This is a genomic window from Xanthomonas sp. 3058, from assembly GCF_014199765.1.
GTDB lineage: Bacteria > Pseudomonadota > Gammaproteobacteria > Xanthomonadales > Xanthomonadaceae > Xanthomonas > Xanthomonas campestris_B.
Map to the genome: position 1 here is coordinate 167,318 of NZ_JACHOF010000002.1, position 20,252 is coordinate 187,569.

The 20,252-nt window shown below is 63.5% G+C and carries 17 protein-coding genes; 6 read left to right on the forward strand and 11 right to left on the reverse strand.

Annotated elements, in window-relative coordinates:
- Position 1 precedes the first annotated feature (1 nt).
- The 4 genes from GGR61_RS04680 to cmk all read right to left on the reverse strand — a co-directional run bounded on the left by GGR61_RS04680 (position 2) and on the right by cmk (position 3,328).
- The gene (locus GGR61_RS04680) at positions 2-307 is read right to left on the reverse strand and encodes a LapA family protein (protein WP_184408139.1); all 306 of its coding nucleotides are present in this window, start codon (positions 305-307) and stop codon (positions 2-4) included.
- Between the two features lie 67 nt (positions 308-374).
- Positions 375-686 (reverse strand): integration host factor subunit beta, encoded by a 312-nt coding sequence (locus tag GGR61_RS04685; RefSeq protein ID WP_002805779.1) that lies wholly within the window; start codon positions 684-686, stop codon positions 375-377.
- 88 nt (positions 687-774) lie between these two features.
- Positions 775-2,460 (reverse strand): 30S ribosomal protein S1, encoded by a 1,686-nt coding sequence (gene rpsA / locus GGR61_RS04690; RefSeq protein ID WP_016903550.1) that lies wholly within the window; start codon positions 2,458-2,460, stop codon positions 775-777.
- 184 nt (positions 2,461-2,644) lie between these two features.
- Positions 2,645-3,328, reverse strand: a complete 684-nt coding sequence (gene cmk, locus GGR61_RS04695) for a (d)CMP kinase (protein WP_184408138.1) — start codon at positions 3,326-3,328, stop codon at positions 2,645-2,647.
- A gap of 172 nt (positions 3,329-3,500) precedes the next feature.
- Here cmk and ykgO point away from each other — a divergent pair, with 172 nt between their 5' ends.
- From ykgO to GGR61_RS04725, 6 genes are all read left to right on the forward strand, one after another.
- Positions 3,501-3,626, forward strand: coding sequence for a type B 50S ribosomal protein L36 (ykgO, locus tag GGR61_RS04700; RefSeq protein WP_005913193.1), 126 nt, complete (start codon positions 3,501-3,503; stop codon positions 3,624-3,626).
- A gap of 244 nt (positions 3,627-3,870) precedes the next feature.
- Positions 3,871-4,200, forward strand: coding sequence for a hypothetical protein (locus GGR61_RS04705; RefSeq protein ID WP_184408137.1), 330 nt, complete (start codon positions 3,871-3,873; stop codon positions 4,198-4,200).
- A 245-nt stretch (positions 4,201-4,445) separates the two neighbouring features.
- Complete coding sequence (locus GGR61_RS04710) at positions 4,446-5,480, forward strand: agmatine deiminase family protein (protein ID WP_184620610.1); 1,035 nt, start codon at positions 4,446-4,448, stop codon at positions 5,478-5,480.
- Between the two features lie 114 nt (positions 5,481-5,594).
- On the forward strand, positions 5,595-6,479 hold the full coding sequence (locus GGR61_RS04715) for a carbon-nitrogen hydrolase (RefSeq protein ID WP_184408135.1): 885 nt from the start codon (positions 5,595-5,597) through the stop codon (positions 6,477-6,479).
- 4 nt (positions 6,480-6,483) lie between these two features.
- Positions 6,484-7,011 (forward strand): GNAT family N-acetyltransferase, encoded by a 528-nt coding sequence (locus GGR61_RS04720; protein ID WP_184408134.1) that lies wholly within the window; start codon positions 6,484-6,486, stop codon positions 7,009-7,011.
- A gap of 4 nt (positions 7,012-7,015) precedes the next feature.
- Positions 7,016-8,236, forward strand: coding sequence for a TraB/GumN family protein (locus GGR61_RS04725; protein ID WP_184620611.1), 1,221 nt, complete (start codon positions 7,016-7,018; stop codon positions 8,234-8,236).
- Between the two features lie 140 nt (positions 8,237-8,376).
- Here GGR61_RS04725 and GGR61_RS04730 read toward each other — a convergent pair whose 3' ends face one another.
- The 7 genes from GGR61_RS04730 to GGR61_RS04760 all read right to left on the reverse strand — a co-directional run bounded on the left by GGR61_RS04730 (position 8,377) and on the right by GGR61_RS04760 (position 20,215).
- On the reverse strand, positions 8,377-9,267 hold the full coding sequence (locus GGR61_RS04730; protein ID WP_184620612.1) for an endonuclease/exonuclease/phosphatase family protein: 891 nt from the start codon (positions 9,265-9,267) through the stop codon (positions 8,377-8,379).
- Complete coding sequence (locus GGR61_RS04735; RefSeq protein WP_184620613.1) at positions 9,264-12,404, reverse strand: discoidin domain-containing protein; 3,141 nt, start codon at positions 12,402-12,404, stop codon at positions 9,264-9,266. Before GGR61_RS04735 ends, GGR61_RS04730 begins: the two co-directional genes overlap by 4 nt.
- Before the next feature lie 26 nt (positions 12,405-12,430).
- Entirely contained in the window at positions 12,431-13,267 is an 837-nt protein-coding gene (locus GGR61_RS04740) for a carbohydrate ABC transporter permease (protein ID WP_184620614.1), read from the reverse strand.
- Positions 13,264-14,148, reverse strand: coding sequence for a sugar ABC transporter permease (locus tag GGR61_RS04745; RefSeq protein WP_184408130.1), 885 nt, complete (start codon positions 14,146-14,148; stop codon positions 13,264-13,266). Before GGR61_RS04745 ends, GGR61_RS04740 begins: the two co-directional genes overlap by 4 nt.
- Positions 14,145-15,485 carry a sugar ABC transporter substrate-binding protein gene (locus GGR61_RS04750; protein ID WP_184620615.1) on the reverse strand — a complete coding sequence of 447 codons (1,341 nt, stop codon included), beginning with the start codon at positions 15,483-15,485 and terminating at the stop codon, positions 14,145-14,147. Before GGR61_RS04750 ends, GGR61_RS04745 begins: the two co-directional genes overlap by 4 nt.
- A 3-nt stretch (positions 15,486-15,488) precedes the next feature.
- Positions 15,489-17,126, reverse strand: coding sequence for a glucoamylase family protein (locus tag GGR61_RS04755; RefSeq protein WP_184408128.1), 1,638 nt, complete (start codon positions 17,124-17,126; stop codon positions 15,489-15,491).
- 101 nt (positions 17,127-17,227) lie between these two features.
- On the reverse strand, positions 17,228-20,215 hold the full coding sequence (locus GGR61_RS04760; RefSeq protein WP_184620616.1) for a TonB-dependent receptor: 2,988 nt from the start codon (positions 20,213-20,215) through the stop codon (positions 17,228-17,230).
- Positions 20,216-20,252: the final 37 nt, after the last annotated feature.

The following is a 20,252-nucleotide window of genomic DNA, read 5'->3' on the forward strand; positions in this document are numbered from 1 at the left end:
CTTACAGTCCATCAAAGGGGCGCGGCTCGACTGCGGCAGGCGTGATGGGCCTGGCGTCGGCGCGACTGACCGCTACAGCCTTGTTGGCCTGGCGCAGTTTGGAATAGAGGGGAATCACCACACTCACCAGCACCATGCCGGCGCCGATCAACACACCGACCAGCAACGCGACGATGATCGCGATTCCGGACGTGGTATGCACACTTGAGAACAGAAAATCGAGGGTAATGTCCTGGGAATTGACCGCGCCGATGATCAGACCGACCAACAGAAAGGCCAACATCACCAGCAAGCGAAACACCTTCATGGCCAGACTCCGTCGGAAAGGGGTTTAGCTTAACCGAGCCGGCATAAACGCAGCGGCAGAACGGTCTTTAGTCAGCTGCATCGGCCAGATCGACCGGGACCACAGAGCTGACACGCTCACGCAATTCCTTGCCTGGCTTGAAGTGTGGAACATGCTTGCCCGGCAACGCGACCGACTCACCGGTCTTGGGATTACGGCCAAGGCGTGGCGGGCGGTAGTGCAGCGAGAAGCTGCCGAACCCGCGAATTTCGATCCGATCACCATCGGAGAGCGCCTGCCCCATCATTTCCAGCAGCGACTTCACTGCCAGATCCACGTCGTCCGACTTCAGATGCGCTTGACGTCGCGCCAGGATTTCAATCAATTCGGACTTGGTCATGGGAAAACTTGCTTTTTTCGACTGACACATCGGAATCGGCCCGGGCATGCCCGGGCCGATCCATCACGCTCTTGCGAGCGCTACGCGCTTACTCGGACTTGTTGCTGTTCAACTGTGCACGCAGCAGCGCGCCCAGCTGAGTCATGCCGCCCGACGCAGCGGAGGACTGATATTCCTCCAGCGTCTCGCGCATTTCGGCGTCGTCCTTGGCCTTGATCGACAGCTGCAGGGTACGGCCCTTGCGGTCCATGCCCACGAACTTGGCTTCGATCTTGTCGCCGACCTTCAGGTGCTGAGTCGCATCGTCGACGCGCTCGTTGGCAATGTCGCGTGCAGCGACGTAGCCCTCGATGCCGTCGGCCAGGTCGATGGTGGCGCCCTTGGCATCCACTTCACGCACAACGCCTTCGACCTTCGAACCCTTCGGGTTGGACGCCATGTACTGACCGAACGGATCCTGCTCCAGCTGCTTGACGCCCAGGCTGATGCGCTCGCGTTCCGGGTCCACTGCCAGCACGACGGCTTCCAGCGTGTCGCCCTTCTTGTAGTTGCGCACGACATCTTCGCCGGTGGTGTTCCAGCTGATGTCGGACAGGTGCACCAGACCGTCGATGCCGCCGTCCAGACCGATGAAGATGCCGAAGTCGGTGATCGACTTGATCTGACCGGACACCTTGTCGTTCTTCTTGTGGGTCGCAGCGAAGGTTTCCCACGGATTGGCGGCAACCTGCTTCATGCCCAACGAGATGCGGCGACGCTCCTCGTCCACGTCCAGCACCATCACTTCGACTTCGTCCCCAACCTGCACAACCTTGGACGGGTTGACGTTCTTGTTGGTCCAATCCATCTCGGAGACGTGCACCAGACCTTCGACGCCCGGCTCGATCTCGACGAATGCGCCGTAATCGGTGACGTTGGAGACCTTGCCGAACACGCGGCTGTTGGCCGGGTAACGACGGGCGATGTTGTCCCACGGATCTTCGCCCAGCTGCTTCAGGCCGAGGCTGACGCGGTTACGCTCGCGATCGAACTTCAGCACGCGCACGTCGAGCTCGTCGCCGACGTTGACGACTTCGGACGGATGGCGCACGCGCTTCCAGGCCATGTCGGTGATGTGCAGCAGGCCGTCGATACCGCCCAGGTCCACGAACGCGCCGTAGTCGGTCAGGTTCTTGACCACGCCCTTCAGGATCGCGCCTTCCTGCAGCTTGTCCATCAGCTGCTCGCGCTCTTCCGAATGCTCGCTCTCGACCACTGCACGACGCGAAACCACCACGTTGTTGCGCTTGCGGTCCAGCTTGATCAGCTTGAACTCGAGTTCCTTGCCTTCCAGGTAGGCCGGGTCGCGCACCGGGCGCACATCCACCAGCGAACCGGGCAGGAACGCGCGGACATCCTTGATGTCCACGGTGAAACCACCCTTGACCTTGCCGCTGATGCGGCCGGTGATGGTTTCGTTCTTCTCCAACGCCTCTTCCAGCTCGTCCCACACCATTGCGCGCTTGGCCTTCTCGCGCGACAGCACGGTTTCGCCGAAGCCGTTTTCGATGGAGTCGAGGGCAACCTTGACCTGGTCGCCCACGCCGACATCGATTTCGCCAGCGTCGTTACGGAACTGCTCGATCGGCACAATGCCTTCGGACTTCAGGCCAGCGTTGATCACCACCACGTCGCCGCGAACTTCCACGACGGTACCGGTGACAATGGAGCCCGGCTTCAGCTTCGCCAGATTGGCTTGGCTGGCTTCGAACAGTTCGGCAAAAGATTCTGTCATTTGGAATTTACTCAGTTGAACACACGGGGGTCGATCGTCGCCTGGCGACTGATACGTACCGCCCAGCCTGTTGGTCGACCCCGGACAGCGAGTCGGTTAAGTAGTCATAGAACCGCCACACGGGATGTGCGGCGGAGCCTTGGAACGCCTTACGGTCGGCGGGACATGCCCGCTTGCGGAACGCTTACGACGACGTGTGAGGAGCTAACAACCCCACCACACGTTGGACGACATCCTCGATCCCCATTCCGCTGGTATCGATCAGCACGGCGTCTTCGGCCGGCCGCAATGGCGCCACCACCCGCTGCGCATCACGGGCATCTCGAGCCATGATCTCGCGCAGCAGGTCGTCAAAGATAACCGAAACACCCTTTTCCATCAACTGTTTATGGCGACGACCCGCACGTTCCTCGGCACTGGCGGTCAGGAAGACCTTGTATGCGGCGTTCGGGAAGATCACCGTCCCCATGTCGCGCCCGTCCGCGACCAACCCGGGCGCGCGCCTGAATGCGCGCTGGCGCTCCTTCAGGGCACTGCGCACCTCGGGAATGGCGGCGATCGCCGACGCCAATGCGCCAGTGGTTTCCAGGCGCAATTCGCTGGTGGCATCCACGCCGTTGACCAGCACCCGCAGCCCCGCCTCGCCCGCGTCGTCGAACTCCACCTTGGTATCGAAGGTGCAGCGCACCAGCGCGGCCTGGTCGGAGACGTCCAGATCGGCCCAGCTCGCCGCCACGCCCACCGCGCGATACAGTGCGCCCGAATCGAGGTAGTGCCAGCCCAACCGGGCGGCCACGATCCGGCTCACGGTCCCCTTGCCGGCGCCGGAGGGACCATCGATGGTGAGGACGGGCGAAAGGTCGGTCATTCAGGTTTCCGGAAGGTCAACAGCCGCTAGTGTAGCGCCGCCCGCAGGGATTGGGATGCAAGCACTTGAAAGCACGACGAAAAGCCGGTTAGAATTGCCGGCTTAATTCCGGGTGCAGCCTTGATCGCGCGCACTCTTCCATCGAATCCAACCGTTTACGCCGAGGTGTGCCATGAAAGTCCTGTCCTCCCTGAAGTCTGCGAAGACCCGTCACCGCGACTGCAAGGTGGTCCGCCGCCGCGGCAAGGTCTTCGTGATCTGCAAGTCGAACCCGCGCTTCAAGGCGCGTCAGCGCTAAGCCTTTGCTGCGCGAGCAAGACCCGAGAAAGCCGCCTTCGGGCGGTTTTTTCTTGGCCGATGCTTCACGCCAGCGGTTGCGAGGTGCAGGCTGTCATGCGCCAGGGCCTGGCCAGCTTCGCGCGCTGGTGGCGCGGGGGCACAGGCTCGAGACTGCTTTGAACAACACCGCGCTGGAAGCACGTCCATCCTGAATTTTTGCTGTAATCACCATCCGAAATCTTGTCCACTGGGGAGTAGATGACATGCGCAACCGTTTGTTTGTCCTGCCACTGATCGCGCTGATGGGGATTAGCGCCGTTGCGTCGGCCGAGACGTTGCTGATCGATCGTGTACAGCAGAAACCTGCCGCCGCCCTGCCCTTGCGCGGCGACAGCATGGGTCAGGTCGAAGGTCGTTACGGCGCGCCGCAGCAAAAGCTCGACCCGCGCGGCGGCCAGAAGCGCCAATGGCCGACGATCCACCGCTGGGTGTATCCGGCCTTCACCGTGTACTTCGAAAAGAGCCGGGTGATCGACGTGGTGGCCAATCAGGCCGATGCCAACGAGATCGGGCCGAAGCCGCCGATCAGGTGATTGCGCATTTGAGCGCGTGCGTTCGGTGGTTCCTGTCATCCTGGTTCGGTGCAATGGCGCAGGAGGCGATCAACGTGAGCTCCCGGCAATGTCGATGTTGCGCCATGTCGTTTCGCGCAACGTCGATGCAGGTCGCTCGCAAAGGTCGATGCAACGCGCGTCCTTCGCAAGAGCCCGCACGTCCATGTGCGGGGATTTGATAAACAGCCCGGCTTCGCATGGGCATTGATGGGTATTTGTTCGTTATGACCGACGCAGTTCGCTTTCCCGCCGAGTGGGAACCCCAATCCGCCGTGCTGCTTGCGTGGCCGCATGCCGGTACCGATTGGGCCGAGCGCCTGGCCGATGTGGAAGAGACCTACATCGCGCTGGTGACGGCGATCTCCCGCTTCGAGCCGGTAGTCATCTGCGCGGCCGATGACGATCTGCAGATCTACGCCGAGGCACGGCTGCGCTCGGCGCGGGTGGACATGGCGCAGGTACGCTTCGTGATTGCGGCCTACAACGACACCTGGCTGCGCGACTCCGGCCCGATCACGCTGCGCCAGGACGGCGGCTTCCGGCTGATGGATTTCCGCTTCACCGGCTGGGGCGGCAAGTTCGAGGCCAGCCTGGACGATCAACTGGTCACCTCACTGGATGCGGCGCAGGTGTTCGTGCCTGCCCCGGTGCAGACGGTGGATTTCGCGCTGGAAGGCGGTGCGATCGAGACCGATGGCGCCGGCACGTTGTTGACCACCTGGAAGTGCCTGCACGAGCGGCATCCGCAGCGCACGCGCGAGTCGTTGAGTGCCGATCTGGCCACCTGGCTGGCGCAGGACCGCGTGCTGTGGCTGGATCATGGCTATCTGGAAGGCGACGACACCGACGCGCATATCGATACGCTGGCCCGCTTTGCCGGACCCGACGCGATCGTCTACCAGGGCTGCGATGTAGCCACCGATTCGCATTACACCGAACTGCAGGCGATGGGCGCCGAACTGGCCGCGTTGCGCACCGCCGATGGGCAGCCGTATCGCCTGTTCGTGCTGCCGTGGGCCGAGCCGATTCTCGATCAAGGCCGGCGTCTGGCTGCGTCGTATGCCAACTTCCTGATCGTCAACGGCGCGGTGCTGATGCCGGCGTACGGCGATGCGGTCGATGCCGCCGCGCAGGCAGTGTTGGCCCAAGCGTTTCCGCAGCACGAAATCGTGCCGGTTCCGTGCCGTGCGCTGATCTGGCAGAACGGCAGTCTGCATTGCCTGACCATGCAGTTGCCGGCCGGCCTGCTCGCCGCCTAAACGTTGCGTTCGTCGCGGCTGCGCACGCAGCGCGTCGGTTCTTGTTCCGGCCGGCAGGCCGGTGTTACGCCATGGCGCGCTACCTTAGTGCGCACCTTTGCAGGATGAGATGCCATGTCCCGTCACCTTCTTTCCGTCGCGCTGATCCAGGAGCGCAACCACGGCGACGCCGAGGCCAATCTGGCCATCATCGCATCGCGCGTGGCAGAAGCCGCCGCGCAGGGCGCCAAGCTGGTGCTGCTGCAGGAACTGCACAACGGTGCGTATTTCTGCCAGCACGAATCGGTGGACGAATTCGATCTGGCCGAGCCGATTCCCGGCCCCAGCACCGAGCGCCTGGGCGCGCTGGCCAAGCAGCATGGCGTGGTGCTGGTGGCCTCGTTGTTCGAGCGCCGCGCGGCCGGGCTGTATCACAACACCGCAGTGGTGTTCGAGAAGGACGGCCGCCTGCTCGGCAAGTACCGCAAGATGCATATACCGGACGATCCGGGCTTCTACGAGAAGTTCTATTTCACCCCGGGCGATCTGGGATTCACGCCGATCGACACCTCGGTGGGTCGTCTCGGCGTACTGGTGTGCTGGGACCAGTGGTACCCCGAGGCTGCGCGCCTGATGGCGCTGGCCGGTGCGGAACTGCTGCTCTACCCCACCGCGATCGGCTGGGATCCGGACGACCAGCAACCCGAGCAGGAACGCCAGCGCGATGCGTGGGTGCTCAGCCATCGCGGCCATGCGGTCGCCAATGGCGTGCCGGTGCTGTCGTGCAACCGCATCGGCCATGAGCCCTCGCCGCTGGGCGCTTCCGGCATCCAGTTCTGGGGCAACAGCCATGTGCTGGGACCGCAGGGCGAGTTCATCGCCGAGGCCGGACAGGATCCGACCGTGCTGGTGTGCGACGTCGACCTGCAGCGCAGCGAACACGTGCGCCGCATCTGGCCGTTCCTGCGCGACCGTCGCATCGATGCGTACGGCGACCTGCTCAAGCGTTACATCGACTGACCGCATGCCCGTCGAGCTGCGTGCAGTCCGCGATGCGGACATCCCGGCGATCACCGCGATTTATGCGGAGCAGATCGCCGGGTTCAACACTTACGAATACAGCGCGCCATCGAGCGCGGAACTGCACGCGCGCATGCGCGCGATCGTGGATGCCGGCTATCCGTATCTGGTGGCAGAACATGACGGCGCCGTTGTCGGCTACGCCTACGCCAGTGCCTATCGCGCACGTGCCGGCTACCGCTGGACGGTGGAGAATTCGATCTATCTCGCTGCCGACATGCAGGGCCGCGGGATCGGCAAGGCGCTGCTGGGCGAGCTGATCGCACGCTGCGAGCAGCGCGGTGATCGACAAATGATTGCGGTGATCGGCGATGCCAGTAACCAGGCATCGCTGCGACTGCATGAACGTTTTGGTTTTCGCACGGTCGGAGTGTTCACCGGTATCGGCCGCAAGCATGGTCGCTGGCTGGACGGCGTGCAGATGCAACGCGCGCTCGGCTCCGGCGACACCGCCCCTCCTTCTGATGAATGACCCCATGACCGAGCAGACTCCCCACCTTCTGGACGATGCATTGTCCGGCCAGCCGCACCGCATCGTCGAACGCGATGGCGTGCGCTACACCTTGCTCGGCACCGCGCACGTCTCGCTGGCGAGTGTGACCGCCGTGCAGCGGGCGATCGGCAGCGGTCGCTACGACGCGGTGGCGGTGGAACTGGACGCGCAACGGCTGCAGGCGCTCAGCGACCCCGACGCCCTCGCCCGCCTGGATCTGGTGCAGGTGATTCGCAAGGGGCGGGTGGCGTTGTTCGCGGCGAACCTGGCACTGGCGGCCTATCAGCGCCGGCTGGCCAAGCAGCTCGGCATCGAGCCGGGCGCGGAGTTGAAGGAGGCGGTGAATCTGGCGCGTGCGCAAGGTTTGCCGGTGCATCTGATCGATCGCGAGGTCGGCCTGACCTTCAAGCGCGCCTCCGGGCGGCTGGGATTCTTCGGCAAGATGAAGCTGGCGGGCGGCTTGCTGAGCGGCCTGTTCGCCGCCGATGAGGTGGGCGAAGAGGAAATCGAAAAGCTCAAGCAAGGCGACATGCTGGAGGCGAGCTTCGGCGATTTCGCCAGCGAAAGCCCGGAGCTGTACGAGACCGTGATTGCCGAGCGCGATCAATACATGGCCACGCGCCTGCGCGAGGAAGCCACGACAGAGCAGCGCGAGATATTGGCAGTGGTCGGTGCAGGACATCTGGCCGGTCTTGCGCGCCACCTCGAACAGGACACCGCCGCACCCGGCCCGTTGCGCGAGTCGCTGGAATACGTGCAGCAGCGCAAGCGCGTTCCGTGGATCACGCTTGGCATCCTGGCGATCATCATCGCCGGCATTGGGATCGGGTTCTGGCGCGGCGGCCTGAGCATGGGCGCCGACCTGTTGCTGCAGTGGGCGATGTATACCGGAGGAATGGCGGCACTGGGGTGTCTGCTGGCCGGCAGCCACCCGCTGAGCATTCTCACTGCAGCAGTGGTGGCGCCGTTCAAGCCGTTCCGTCTGAGCGTGCCGACCGGCGCGTTCGCTGCACTGGTCGAAGTGCACATGCGCAAGCCGGCCTACGGCGATTTCCTGACGCTACGCGACGATGCGCAGACCTTGCGCGGCTGGTATCGCAATCGCGTCTCAAGGGTGGTGCTGACCTTCCTGCTGACCAACTTCGGCAGCATGGCTGGTGTGTGGCTGGCCGGTGTGCAGATCTTCAATCGTCTGCATGGCTGAGCGGCGACGCCGGGGCGCGTTGTAACGCAGGTTGCGAACGACTGTTGAAGCGGTAGCGCTTGCTTGGGCAGCCTCATTGCGCTTGAAAACAGGCTCTCACGCTTCAATCGACGGACTGAGGCGGTCAAGCCTGCGCGCGGCTATGGGGCAGACGGTAGGTCCGGTGCCAATTGCAGGCGTACCCAGACACCGTAGTGGTCCGATGCCCAGCGGCCTTCGGCGTAAGGCGTGTCGAACAGGATGCGCGCCTCGCGAGCAAGCAAACGGCTCTGCTGGAAGAACACGTGATCGATGCGCGCGGGCTTGTCGAACACATGCAGATTCAAGGTGCTGACAGTGGCGTCGCTGTTGCGGTGCACGCTTCCGTAGCTATCGCCATAGCCCTTGCGTAGCGCTTCCAGATCGAGTGCATCGGCGGCGGTATTGAAGTCGCCGGCAATCACGACCGGCGCCTGATGGCTGTTGGAGGAAATGAAATCCAACAGGTCCGCGACCTGACGCGTGCGTGTGGCAGTGCCGCGTGCGTCGGCACGTTCGTTGAGATGAGTGACGTAAACGTTGATCGGCTGGCCGTCGAGCTCGACCTGTAGATGCGCAGCGACGCGGTAATCGTCCAACGGCTGCAGCAAGCGCTGGTGCTTGGCCAGCACCTTGCGCCGGCTCAGCAGCGCATTGCCGTAACGCTTGGGCGCACCCGCAGGATCGACCGAAGCAAAGGTGTAGTCATAGCCGAGCGTGCGCGCCAGCCAGGCGGCCTGATTTTCCAGGCTGTCGCGGCGTTCGATCACCTCCTGTAGCGCGATCACATCCGGCGACAGCTGCTTGAGCTCCTTGGCGATATGGATGCGACGTGTTGGCCAGTCTTCGCGGTCGTGATGCAGGTTGAGCGTGACCAGGGTCATCTCATGCCCAGGCACAGGCGATGCGGGTGTCTGCGCTGGCTGCGCCACTGCCCTGCAGGACAGCGCAAGCACCACCACATAGGCCAGCGCGCAACACGTCGCGTGGACGGTGGCGCGCTGGCCGCTCATTGGGTGGCGCGTTCGGCTCGCCGTACGGCGCTGGGCACATCGATCTGCACGTTGGCCGGGATCTGCTGGATGCGCAGCTCGCCGTCCTGCCATTGGACCGATTCGCCGTTGATGCTGGCCTTGCCAGGCGTGCCCTGATAAGGCCAGCGAAACACCACCCCGCCCGGCGGCAGGATCAGGCCGGGCTGCAACTGCAACAGCAATTGCTTGTCGGTGCGCTGCAAGGTGTAGTTGAGGCGCCCGTACGGGGTGCGCAGTTCGGCGATGCCGATGCCCTTGCCTTCGAACCAGCGCGTCGGCGTGCCGGCAGCGATGACCAGGCTGGCGTCGGATTCGCGCCCATAGGCGAACATGTCCAGTACCGAGCGCACGAAATCCGAGGCGACCCAGGCATGCGGCAGATCGCCGACGAAGAACGGCGTGCGCGGCGTGCGCGAGACCACTTCGGCCCATTGGTTCCAGGGTTGCGGCGCACGGTCCTTGAAGAAGAACGCAGTGGCATCCCAGGCGCGGTCGCGCCAGCCCAGGCGTACGAACGCGGCCACGTTGCGCCATTCGTACGGCGTGTAGTCCTTCCAGTCGCGCTTGCCGTCGCGGCGGTCGGAGAACTCTTTCCAATAGCGCTCGAAGGTATTGGCCAGCAGATCCTGCGGCAAGCGTTGCTGCTCGCCACCCGGTGCCAGTGCGATGGTGGTGGAGGTCGCATCGAAGTCGCCGAGCTCGGCCGAGCCAGGCAGGAAATCGAGATTGTGCTGGCGCACCGCCGCACCCAGCGACGCACTCAGGTCACCACTGAATTCATCGCGGGCAGCACTGAAGCGGGCGACCTCGTCCGGCTTGTCGAGCGCGCCGGCCAGCATCACCGCATCCTTGTAGCCCCGCAGCGCCCAGAAGTTGTCCCAGTACGAATGCACCGGCTTGGCCGAATAGCCTTCGTGGCTGATCGACACCGGCATCATTCCGTAGAAGGCCGGGTTGCGCATGAAGTTGTCTTCGGTGCGCTCGCTGGCGCGCAGCGTTTCCATGTAGTCATAGGCGCCGGTCACGTGCGGCCACATCTTTTCCAGGAACGCCTTGTCACCGGTGTAGCGGTAGTACTCGGCGATATTGAAGATCAGCTCGCCATGGCTGTCGTTCTCCGGCACCGGGTCGCTGCCGCGATCGTCCACACAGCACGGCACCATGCCGTTGTCGAATTGATACGGCGCGAACCAGTCGACGTACTCGCGCACCACGTCTTCGCGGCCGAGCCGCAACAGACCTTCGGAAATCATCGCGCCGTCGCGGATCCAGCTGCGCGAATACGAGCGCGTGCCCGGCTGCAGGCGCGGGCCGATGCGCGAGATCAACATATGCGCCAGCGCAGTGCGCAAGGTGTCCACCACCGGCTTGCCCTCGGCCGGCACGCTGATGCGCACGCGATCGAGCTTGCTGCGCCACTGTTGGGCCATCTGCTGCTGCGCCTGGTCGGCATCGAAACCGGCCGGCAGCTGCGCCGTGCCGGTCTGCGGAATCACCAGCGCCACTTCGCGGCGTTGGCCGGGTTCGAGCTTCCAGCGATACAGCAGCACACCCGATGCAAGGCCAGTCTCGTCCTTCTTCACCTGGGTGATCGTCGGCGGCGTTGCGGCGGTGAGATGACTCACATCCATGCCGCTGTCGAAGGCACTGGCAAAGCCGGCATCCGGCCGTTGCACGGCAAATACGCGCGGCTTGCCGTTGACGCTGACCTGCGCGCCGTCCACCGCGAGTTGCTCGATCCGGCTGACACCGCCCAGCGTGTTGAGGAACTGCGCCGGCGGGTTGACCTGGAACGGGCGCACCGCCAGTGCCAATGTGAACTCACGCGCCTCCTTGCCGGTGTTGTGCAGCTGATAACGCGCCACCAGTTGCGCCTGGTCGGGCGTGCCCTGCACGAATGCGGTGACACGCAGATTCATCAGGTCGTGGTGCCAATCGACGCTGGGAATCGGCAGATAATCGTCCTGCAGGCTCTGCTCGCTGCTGACGTCGGACCAATGCAGCACCTTGCCGCCGGTGACCACGAACGGCTCGATGCTGAAACCGCCCTTGCCCACTTCCACTGCGCCGTCTTCGCCGATCAGGCCCTGTTCGGTGCCGCCATCCAGACCCAGGATGGTCCAGTAGGGTTGCTCGCCGGAAAAGCCGCGCGGGTAGCTACCGCGCGGCATCTGCGCGGCCAGCGATTTGATGAAGTCATTGGGGGTGGCCGCAAACGCCAGTGGCTGCAGTTGCACTTCCTTGATGCCATAGCGCCAGTTGGGGCCGTCCTTGAGATCGAAACGCAGATAGCGCGCCTCGGTGTCCGGCAGTGCCAGCCAATCGGTGCCGCCGGCACCGGCGGTGACGGTGCGCAGATCGCGCCAGCCACGTCCGTCGCTCGATGCCCGCACGAGGTACTGCGAGGCCTGCAAACCCGGCACCCACTGCACCACCGCACCACCGAATTCGCGCACCTTGCCCAGATCCAGCGTCACCGTCTGTTGCTTGACCGCGCCGCTGAGCCAGAAGGTGTCCGGCTTGCCGTCGGCCAGCCGTTGTTCCAGCGCCGGCGCGGTGTCGGTGATGGCTTCGGCCTTCAACGGCGAGGTGTCTTCCGGCGGCAGCGGGGTCAGCGTCAGGCGGTCGAAGCAGACCGAGCCCTTGCCGCCCACCTTGTTGTAGATGGTGAATTCCACATCCGCACTGCTATGCAGTTGCTTGTCCTGGCCCGGGCCCCAGGCCTTTTCGATGTTGCGTTTGCGATAGCTGAAGGTGGTCCAGTTCTTCGGAAAATTGAAGCCCGGCCGGTTGACCCACCACACATTGTCGCCACTGGCATCGATCAGCTTGACCTGCAGATCGTTGGATGGCGAGTCGCCGCGCACCGCGACGCCGAGACGGTAATTGTCCGGATACTGGATCGGCAGATTGCGGCGGATGCCGACATACCCGGACACACCATTGAAGTTGTAGTCCAGGCACAGCGCATTCCCACCAGACGAGGTGGCCACCGGGCGCAGCGAACCGCTGACCTGGTTGGACACCACCAACCGCCAGGCGCCGATGTCGTTGAAGCCGTCGAGCACACGCTCCTGCGCCTGTGCCGCGCCCGCAGACGTGACGACAGCGGCCATGGCAAACAGTCGCAGGAACAGGAATCTCACCCCTTCACACTCCCCAGCAGAAGACCTTGGATGTAGTAGCGCTGCAGCGCCACGAACAATAGCAGCACCGGAATCACTGTCACCACCGCGCCGGCCATCATCAACTCCACGTCCATGATGTGCTCGCGTGACAACGCTGCCAGCGCCACCGGCAAGGTGTACTGCTCCTGGTCGGTCAGCACGATCAGCGGCCACATGAAGTCGTTCCACGAACCCATGAAGGTGAAGATGGTCAAGGTGACCAGCACCGGCTTGAGCATCGGCAGCACGATCTGGAAGAAGATCCGCATCTCGCTGGCGCCATCGATGCGCGCGGCTTCGATCAGCTCATCGGGAATGCTGCGCGCGTACTGGCGCACCAGGAAGATGCCGAACACCGTCGCCAGCGCCGGCACCACCACCCCGCCGATGTTGTTGACCAGATGCAGCTGCTTCATCAGCAGGAACAATGGCAGCATCGCCACCTGCGCCGGGATCACCAGCGCGGCCATCAGGATCTTGAAGATGCGCTCGCGGCCGACGAACTGCAGCTTGGCGAACGCATAGCCGGCCATGGTGTTGATCAGCAGCGAACCGAGCGTGATCAGCCCGGACACCATCAGGCTATTGGCGAAATTACGCGCCATGCCGGTGCGCGCGAACAGCTCGTGGTAGTTGGCCAGGGTGAACGCCGAGGGCAGCATCGGCGGCGGAAAACGACTGGCCTCGCCGGTGGGCATGAACGACACCGACAGCATCCACAGCAACGGTGCCAGGCTGACCAAGGCCAGCACCAGCAAGCCGCCGTTGATCAGCACGTCATTCCAGCGCGATTGGCCGACATCACGACTCATATCAAATCTCTCTTGCGGCCGAAGCGCAGCATCACGGTGGTCACCGCCAGGATGATCAGGAACAGCAGGAACGCCACCGCCGACGCGCGGCCGAGGTTCCACCACTTGAAGCCTTCCTCGAACATGAAATACAGCACGCTCACGGTGCTTTGCAGCGGGTCGCCGCGGGTCATCACGTACGGTTCGGCAAACAGCTGGAAATAGCCGGAGATGGTGATGACACCGACCACCATCAGTACCGGGCCGAGCATCGGCAAGGTGATGTGCAGGAACTGCTTCCAGCGCGAGGCGCCGTCGATGCGCGCGGCCTCGTAGAGATCTTGCGGAATCGCCTGCAGACCGGCCAGGAAGATCACCATGTTGTAGCCGAAGTTCTTCCACACCGCGAACAGCATGATGGTCGGCATCGCCCAGCGCGGATCGCCCAGCCAGTCGATCGGGGCGATGCCCAGATGGCTCAGGCCGAAGTTCACCAAGCCGTATTTGATATGGAACAGATAGCGCCAGATCACCGCCACCGCCACCAGCGTGGTCACCACCGGGGCGAACAAGGCGGTGCGGAACAACGCCTTGAAGCGCGAGGCCTTGGCGTTGAGCAGCAGTGCGGCGCCCAGCGACACACCGATCGACATCGGCACGCCCAGCAGCACGAAATACGTGGTGTTCCACAACGACTTCCAGAACAGCGGCGTCTGCAGCAACTCGATGTAATTGCCCAGGCCGACGAAACGCAGATGGCTGCTGTCGGCCAGCGCGTACAGGTCGAAGTCGGTGACGCTGAGCACCAGCGCGGCGAACACCGGCACGCCGAAGAACATGCCCAGCACCATGATCGACGGCGCGGCGAACACCCAGCCGGCGACGGAATTGCGCTTCATCATCGTGCCGCTCCCTTGCCATCAACTGGCGCTGCGGTCGGCGTCACCGCTTCGGCTGCCGGAACGACATGCCCCCCCTCCTGCTCGAAGATCCAGCGGCGCTTGGCCAGAATATCGTCCACGCGTTTATCCAGTTCCTGCACGGCGGCCTCGTGCGATTGCCCGCCACGCACCACGCGCTCGGTCACCAGGCGCATTTCCTGCACGATGCGCTCCCACTCCAGCACCTTGGGCGTGGCCTTGACCCGCTCCAACTGGTCGCCGAAGGCATGCGCCAGTTCGTCGTTGGCCAGCGACGGCAATTTCCAGGTACTGCGACGCGGCGGCAGGTCGCCGATGATGGCGTGGAAGCGCGCCTGCACCTGCGGCTGCGACAGGTACTCGATCAACTTCCAGCTGGCATCCTTGTGCTGCGACGCCTTGAAGATCACCAGGCTGGAACCGCCGGCGATGCCGGCACCCAGGCCGTTGGGCCCGGGTAACGCTGCGGTGCCCCACTTGCCCTCCATGCCCGGCGGCTGGCGCAGCTTGAACTCGCGTACGTTCCACGGGCCGGACAGATAGAACGCGTAAGAGCCGTTGAAGAATTCGTACCAGACGTTGGACACCTGGGTCTCGGAGACCTTCGGCGCCCAGCCTTGTTGAAACATGTTGTCGTAGAAGCCCAGCGCCTTGCGGAAGCCTTCGCCACGGAAGTTGCCGTAATTGTCGTGGTCGCGCAGCAGGCGGTCGTCCTGTTGCAGCGCGAACGACAGCTGCTGCTCGAACTCGTTGAGCGGCATCAAGATGGCGAAGCGGTCCGGGCCGACCTTGCGCTTGATCGCCGCCATCACCTGATCCATCTCGGCCCAGGTCTTGGGCATCTCGTTATAGCCGGCTTCGCGCAACAGATCCTTGCGATAGAACAGCAGCCGCGTGTCCACGTACCACGGCACCCCGTACAACGTGCCGTCGACCACATTGGTGTCCCACACGCCGGGGAAATAATCCTGCGGATCGACGATCTTGGAGCGCGCCACGTACGGCTGCATCGGCTCCAGCGTGTCGAGCAAGGCGAATTCCGGCAGCCAGGTGTTGCCGAGCTGGCACACGTCCGGCAGGCCGTCGGCGGCGAAGGCGGTCAACAGTTTCTCGTGCGCCGCGGTCATCGGGATGTTCTGCACATCGACCCGGATATCGGGGTTCTGCTTCTCGAACTCGGTCACCAACTCGGCGACCACTTCGGCTTCCTTGCCCATCGCCCAAAAGCGCACGGTGGTCTTGCCGGGGTCGGCGCGTTCGCATCCCGCCGCACCCATGCACAGGGCGGCGGCCACTATCAACAGTTTCAAAAGGCGCACGGATTACTCGGGTTTGGGGCGTTGCGTGGAGTTTTGCCGCTGCGACGGATCTTGCTGAGCCTGGGCAGCAGCGGCACGCGATTCGGCCATGCCCAGCGAGCGCGCGGCGGCGGCCTGCTCGTCCTTCTTCGGCAACGGCTGCGGCTCGCCTTCGGGGGTGAGCCAGCCGCCGGTGAAGCCGGCGCGTTCGAGACCGGCACGGATGTAGGGGTTCTTCTTCATCACGTTCCAGACGAATTCGTTCTGATAGTTGGAGATCATCGCCAGGATCGGGCCTTGATCGATGGCGATATAGTCGCTGGCCACCCAGCCGCGATCGGGCACCATGCGCCCGGTCTTGAGCGGGATGTCGTAGTTGAAGCTGGGGTTGAACGAATCCAGAAACCCGTAGCTCGAATACAGGAAGTCGCCGTAGCGCTTGTGCATTTCCTCGGTGGCGGGGATCACCACTTCCGGTGCGAACACGATCGAGGAGATCGCCGCGGTCGGGGCGATGGTGCCGTCGTCGAAATTTTCGCGCAGGCCGGCGCCACGCGAGGAGTAGTGCCGGAACTGGCGCTGCTCGCCGCGGTATTCCTGGCTGGTGTTCTGCGGGCCGTCGCCGGCGGTCAGGCCCCAGACGTTCTCGCCGTAGTCCTTCCACTTCATCGGGTTGTCGATGGCGTAGTCGCGCTGGGCCAGCGTGGCGCGGCGGCTGTTGAGGAAATAGTCGATGCCGCGTTCGCGCATGTACTGGTCCTGGATATCGCGGAAGTCGATCCAGACATGGCTGTATTGATGACCGAACATCGGGCCGAAGGACAGGTATTCCTGGCCCTGGTAGACGCCCCAGTCGTTGTTGTAAGTACGGGTCCAGCTTGTCCATGCATCCGCATCGACGCCGTGGGTGGGCGAACCGAGCGCAAGGATGTACAGCATCATCGCCTCGTTGTAGCCCATCCAGTCGTGGTCGATGAAGCCGCTCTCCGGGAACCAGCCCATCGAGATCAGCGGCGCACGCTGTTGCAACCAGCGCCAGTCCACGCGCTTGTACAGCATATCGGCAATCTGGCGGATCTCTTTTTCGCGCGGGTCGTCGCCGTCGTAATACGACTGGGTGAACAACACGCCCATCATCAGCAGCGCGGTATCCACGCTCGACAGCTCGACCCAGCTGTCGTACCGGTTGCCCTGCTGCATGTCCAGAAAGTGATAGTAGAAGCCCTTGTAGCCGGCCCTACCGGTCCGCTGCGGCCCCATTGGCGCATCGCGGAAGAATTTCAGTGTGGTCAAGGTGCGGTCGATCGCCTGATTGCGACTGACCCAGCCATTCTCTATCCCGATCGGGTACGCAGTCAGCGCAAACCCGACCGACGCGATGCTGGCGAACGGGCGCGACGGAAATCGATCCGGCGCCAGTCCATTGAGTTCGTTGGTGGTGTCCCAGAAAAACTGGAAAGTGCGCCGTTCGATATCCGAAAACAGCGGCGGTAATGGCGGTTTGACCGGCTTGGGCGGTAGTTGTGCTTCGATCAAGATCACTTTCACCGGGGCCTTCTTTTCAGCCACCTTGGGCTCCTCGGCCTGTTTACAGGATGACAGCGCCAGGACGCCTGCCATGAGTGAAATTACCAGCCAACGCGATGTCAGACCCCTATTCATCCGCCCCCCCACTTGTGTAATCGATTACATCCCGCACGCAAACCTACTCCATCTGCGCGCCAAGTACGACCGCCCTGGCAGCTGCCAGGGCGGTCGGTTGCTTACCAGTTCAAGCCGAAGGCCAGACGGAAGGTACGCATCGGCGACGCCAACACGCCGGTCGGCGTGCCGTACGCCGTATTCAAGTCTCCGAGTGTCCCAGTCTCGCCGTTAAAGTTGGCGTAGTTCACCCAATTGAAGACGTTGAGGATATCCGCACGCACATTGAATTTGACACCGCCACCGGTATCCCATTCTTTGTTGGCCGCGATGCTGAATTCCTTGTAGCCCAGCGTGCCGTCCGGCTTGAACTGGACGATGTAGCACTGGTCGTTGCCGGCCACGCAGTTCTGGCCGTAGCGCGCGGTCTGGCTGGCCAGCGACAGCTTGCCGGACAGCTTGACCTCGTAGGGCAGCTCGTAGATGCCGGTGACCACCAGGCGGTTCTTCGGAATGCCGCCGGCCTCACGCCAGCCGTAGTCCTGGACGCGTTCGCGATCCAGCGCGTAATGCTCGCCGAACTGGCGGTTTTCCTTGGCATCGGAATAGGTGTAGGCCACGGTCAGGCCCCAGCCGGATTCCTCGTCGAACGGCTTTTCCACCTGCAACGCGAGCTGGTTATTGCGTGTTTCCACACCATTGGTGCCGAGCACGATCGCGCTATAGCCGTCCGGGCCGTCGGTCGGCGAGCCGGAGGTGGTGCCCGGCTGGAAGAACGAGCCGTCCGGCAGACGGTTGCCGCGCACGAACGCGAAGCCATCGTGGCTTGCGATGCGGCTCAGGGTCACGTCGGTGAACCAGTCCTGGCCCCACAGCGGCACCATGTTGCGCATGCCGATGCTGAACTGGTCCGAGTACGGGGTCTTGATGTTGTTGTCGATCAGGTAGACCTCACGACCGCCGCCGCCACTGCTGCTCGCCGCCAGCGCGTCGAGACCTTCCTGGGTGTTGTAGGCCGGATTCCATGCCACGCACGGGTCGCCCAGGCAGGCCTGGCCGTTCTGGGTATTGGGGTTGCTGAAGTAGTAACTGTAGGACTTGAACGAGTTGTTGAGCTGTTCGAGTGCCAGGTAATCGAAGATGTTGCGGTCGTACGCACGGCCGGCGCCACCATAGATCACGTGGGCCTGGTCGCCGAACAGGTCGTAGGAGGCACCCAGGCGCGGCTGCCAGGCGTTCTTGAACGCCTTGCGGTTGTTACCGGTGCTGATGAAGTTGTTGATGTCGTAGTTGGCGTTCTGCAGGTTCGGCCAGTTCTGCAACGCACCGGCCACGTCGGACGGCGTGACGAAGTCCAGGAACGCCGGGGTTTCTTCGTAGTCGTAGCGCACGCCCAGGTTCAGGGTCCAGTGCTCGTTGACCTCCCAGTCGTCCTGCAGATAGATGCCGTACTGCTTGTTCTTGGACACCACCGACCCGCCGCCTTCGACCAGCGGCGCACCGAAGCGCACCCGGTACGGCGTTCCGAGATCGCCGAGGATGTTGTAGTAATACTGCGGATTGGCGGGGTTGAACTGGGTGGAATCCAGATCGATGCTCTTGAACTTCACGCCCATCTTGACGGTGTGCGCGCCGTGCCATTCCAGGCTGTTCAAGGTCAAATCGTCCTGGAAGGTCCAGCCCTTCTGGCCCTTGCGCTGGAAGCTGCCGCCGGCACCGGCGGAGAGCACTTCGTCCTCGATGCCGCGTACCGGCGCATAACTGAGCACGTAGCCGGTGCCGTTGTTGATCGGCGCCTGGTTCCAGAATGCACTTTCGTAGCTGAAGTTGGCTTCGTTGAGGAAGCTTTCACCGCTGTACTGCCAGCGCAGGTTGGCGCGCTTTTCTTCCTGGCCGTTGATGCTGCCGTGCTCGTAGGTCGAGGTGCCGCCGACGTCGTTGAGCTCGTCTTCCTTGCGGTACTTGCCGCTCAGCTCGAACAGGTTGTTGTCGCCGATGGTCCAGTCGATCTTGGCGAAGTACAGGTCTTCCTTGAACGGGGTGCTGTAGGTGGCCACCAGCGGCTGCAGCTGCGCAGGCAACTGGTCGACACGATCCGAGTAGATCGAGCCGGGAATCACCACGTTCGGGGTGGTGTATTCCTTGGCTTCATAGGCGACGAAGAAATGTGCCTTGTCCTTGAGGATCGGGCCGCTGAAGGTCGCGCCGTACTGGGTTTCCTCGAAGTCGTCGCGCACGCCGGCCTTCTTCTCCAGCGGGCTCTCCTCGCGCCATCCGTCGTTGCTGGTGTCCCAGAAGAAGCTGCCATGGAAATCGTTGGTGCCGGACTTGGACGAGGCCACGATGGCTGCGCCGCTGACCTGGTCGAACTCGGCCTTGTAGTTGGAGGTGATGACCTTGTATTCGCCGATCGCCGACTGCGGGAACGGGTTGCCGCGGCTGGAATCCTGGCCGCTGACGCCGCCGGTCAGCACATAGTTCTTCTGGCTCACGCCGTCGATGTAGACGTTGGTGCCTTCGGCCGAGGTGGCGCCGGTGCGCACCTTGGTGGTGCCGTTGGCTTCACGGGTGAACTGCACGTTCGGTACGGTGTCGGCCAGTTCCAGGAAGTTGCGCGTGGCACGCGGCAGGTTCTGGATCTGGACGTTGGAAATGTACGTGGCGTTTTCGGAGGTGCGGGTTTCCACCAGCACCGGCGGCGCCTTGACCTGCACTGCGTCCAGCGTGGTGGCGTTGCCACCGGCGGCCGTGGCCGGTTCGCCGCCGACGCCCAGGTTCAGGGTCGCGGTCTGGCCGACCTGCACGGTGACGTTCTGCGAGGTGGTCTGGCCGTTGGCAGTCACGTCCAGGCGATACGAACCCGGCGGCAGGCCGCCGAGCGAATAGCCGCCGTTGCTGACCTGCACGGTGCGGGTCAGGCCGGTGGCGAGGTTGGTCGCGGTGACCTGGGCCTGGCTGGCAGGTGCCGAATCGACGGTGACCTGGCCACGGATGGTCGCAGCAGCACTCTGCGCGAAGGCCGGTGCGGCGCCCAGCAGCAGGCAACTGGCCAGGGCGCAGCTGAGCAGCTTGCGCGCCGGACTGGCGGAATGGGGGTAGTGGTGGCGCATTGGTCCCTCCAGGGATCGGTACAGATTGTTGTTGTGG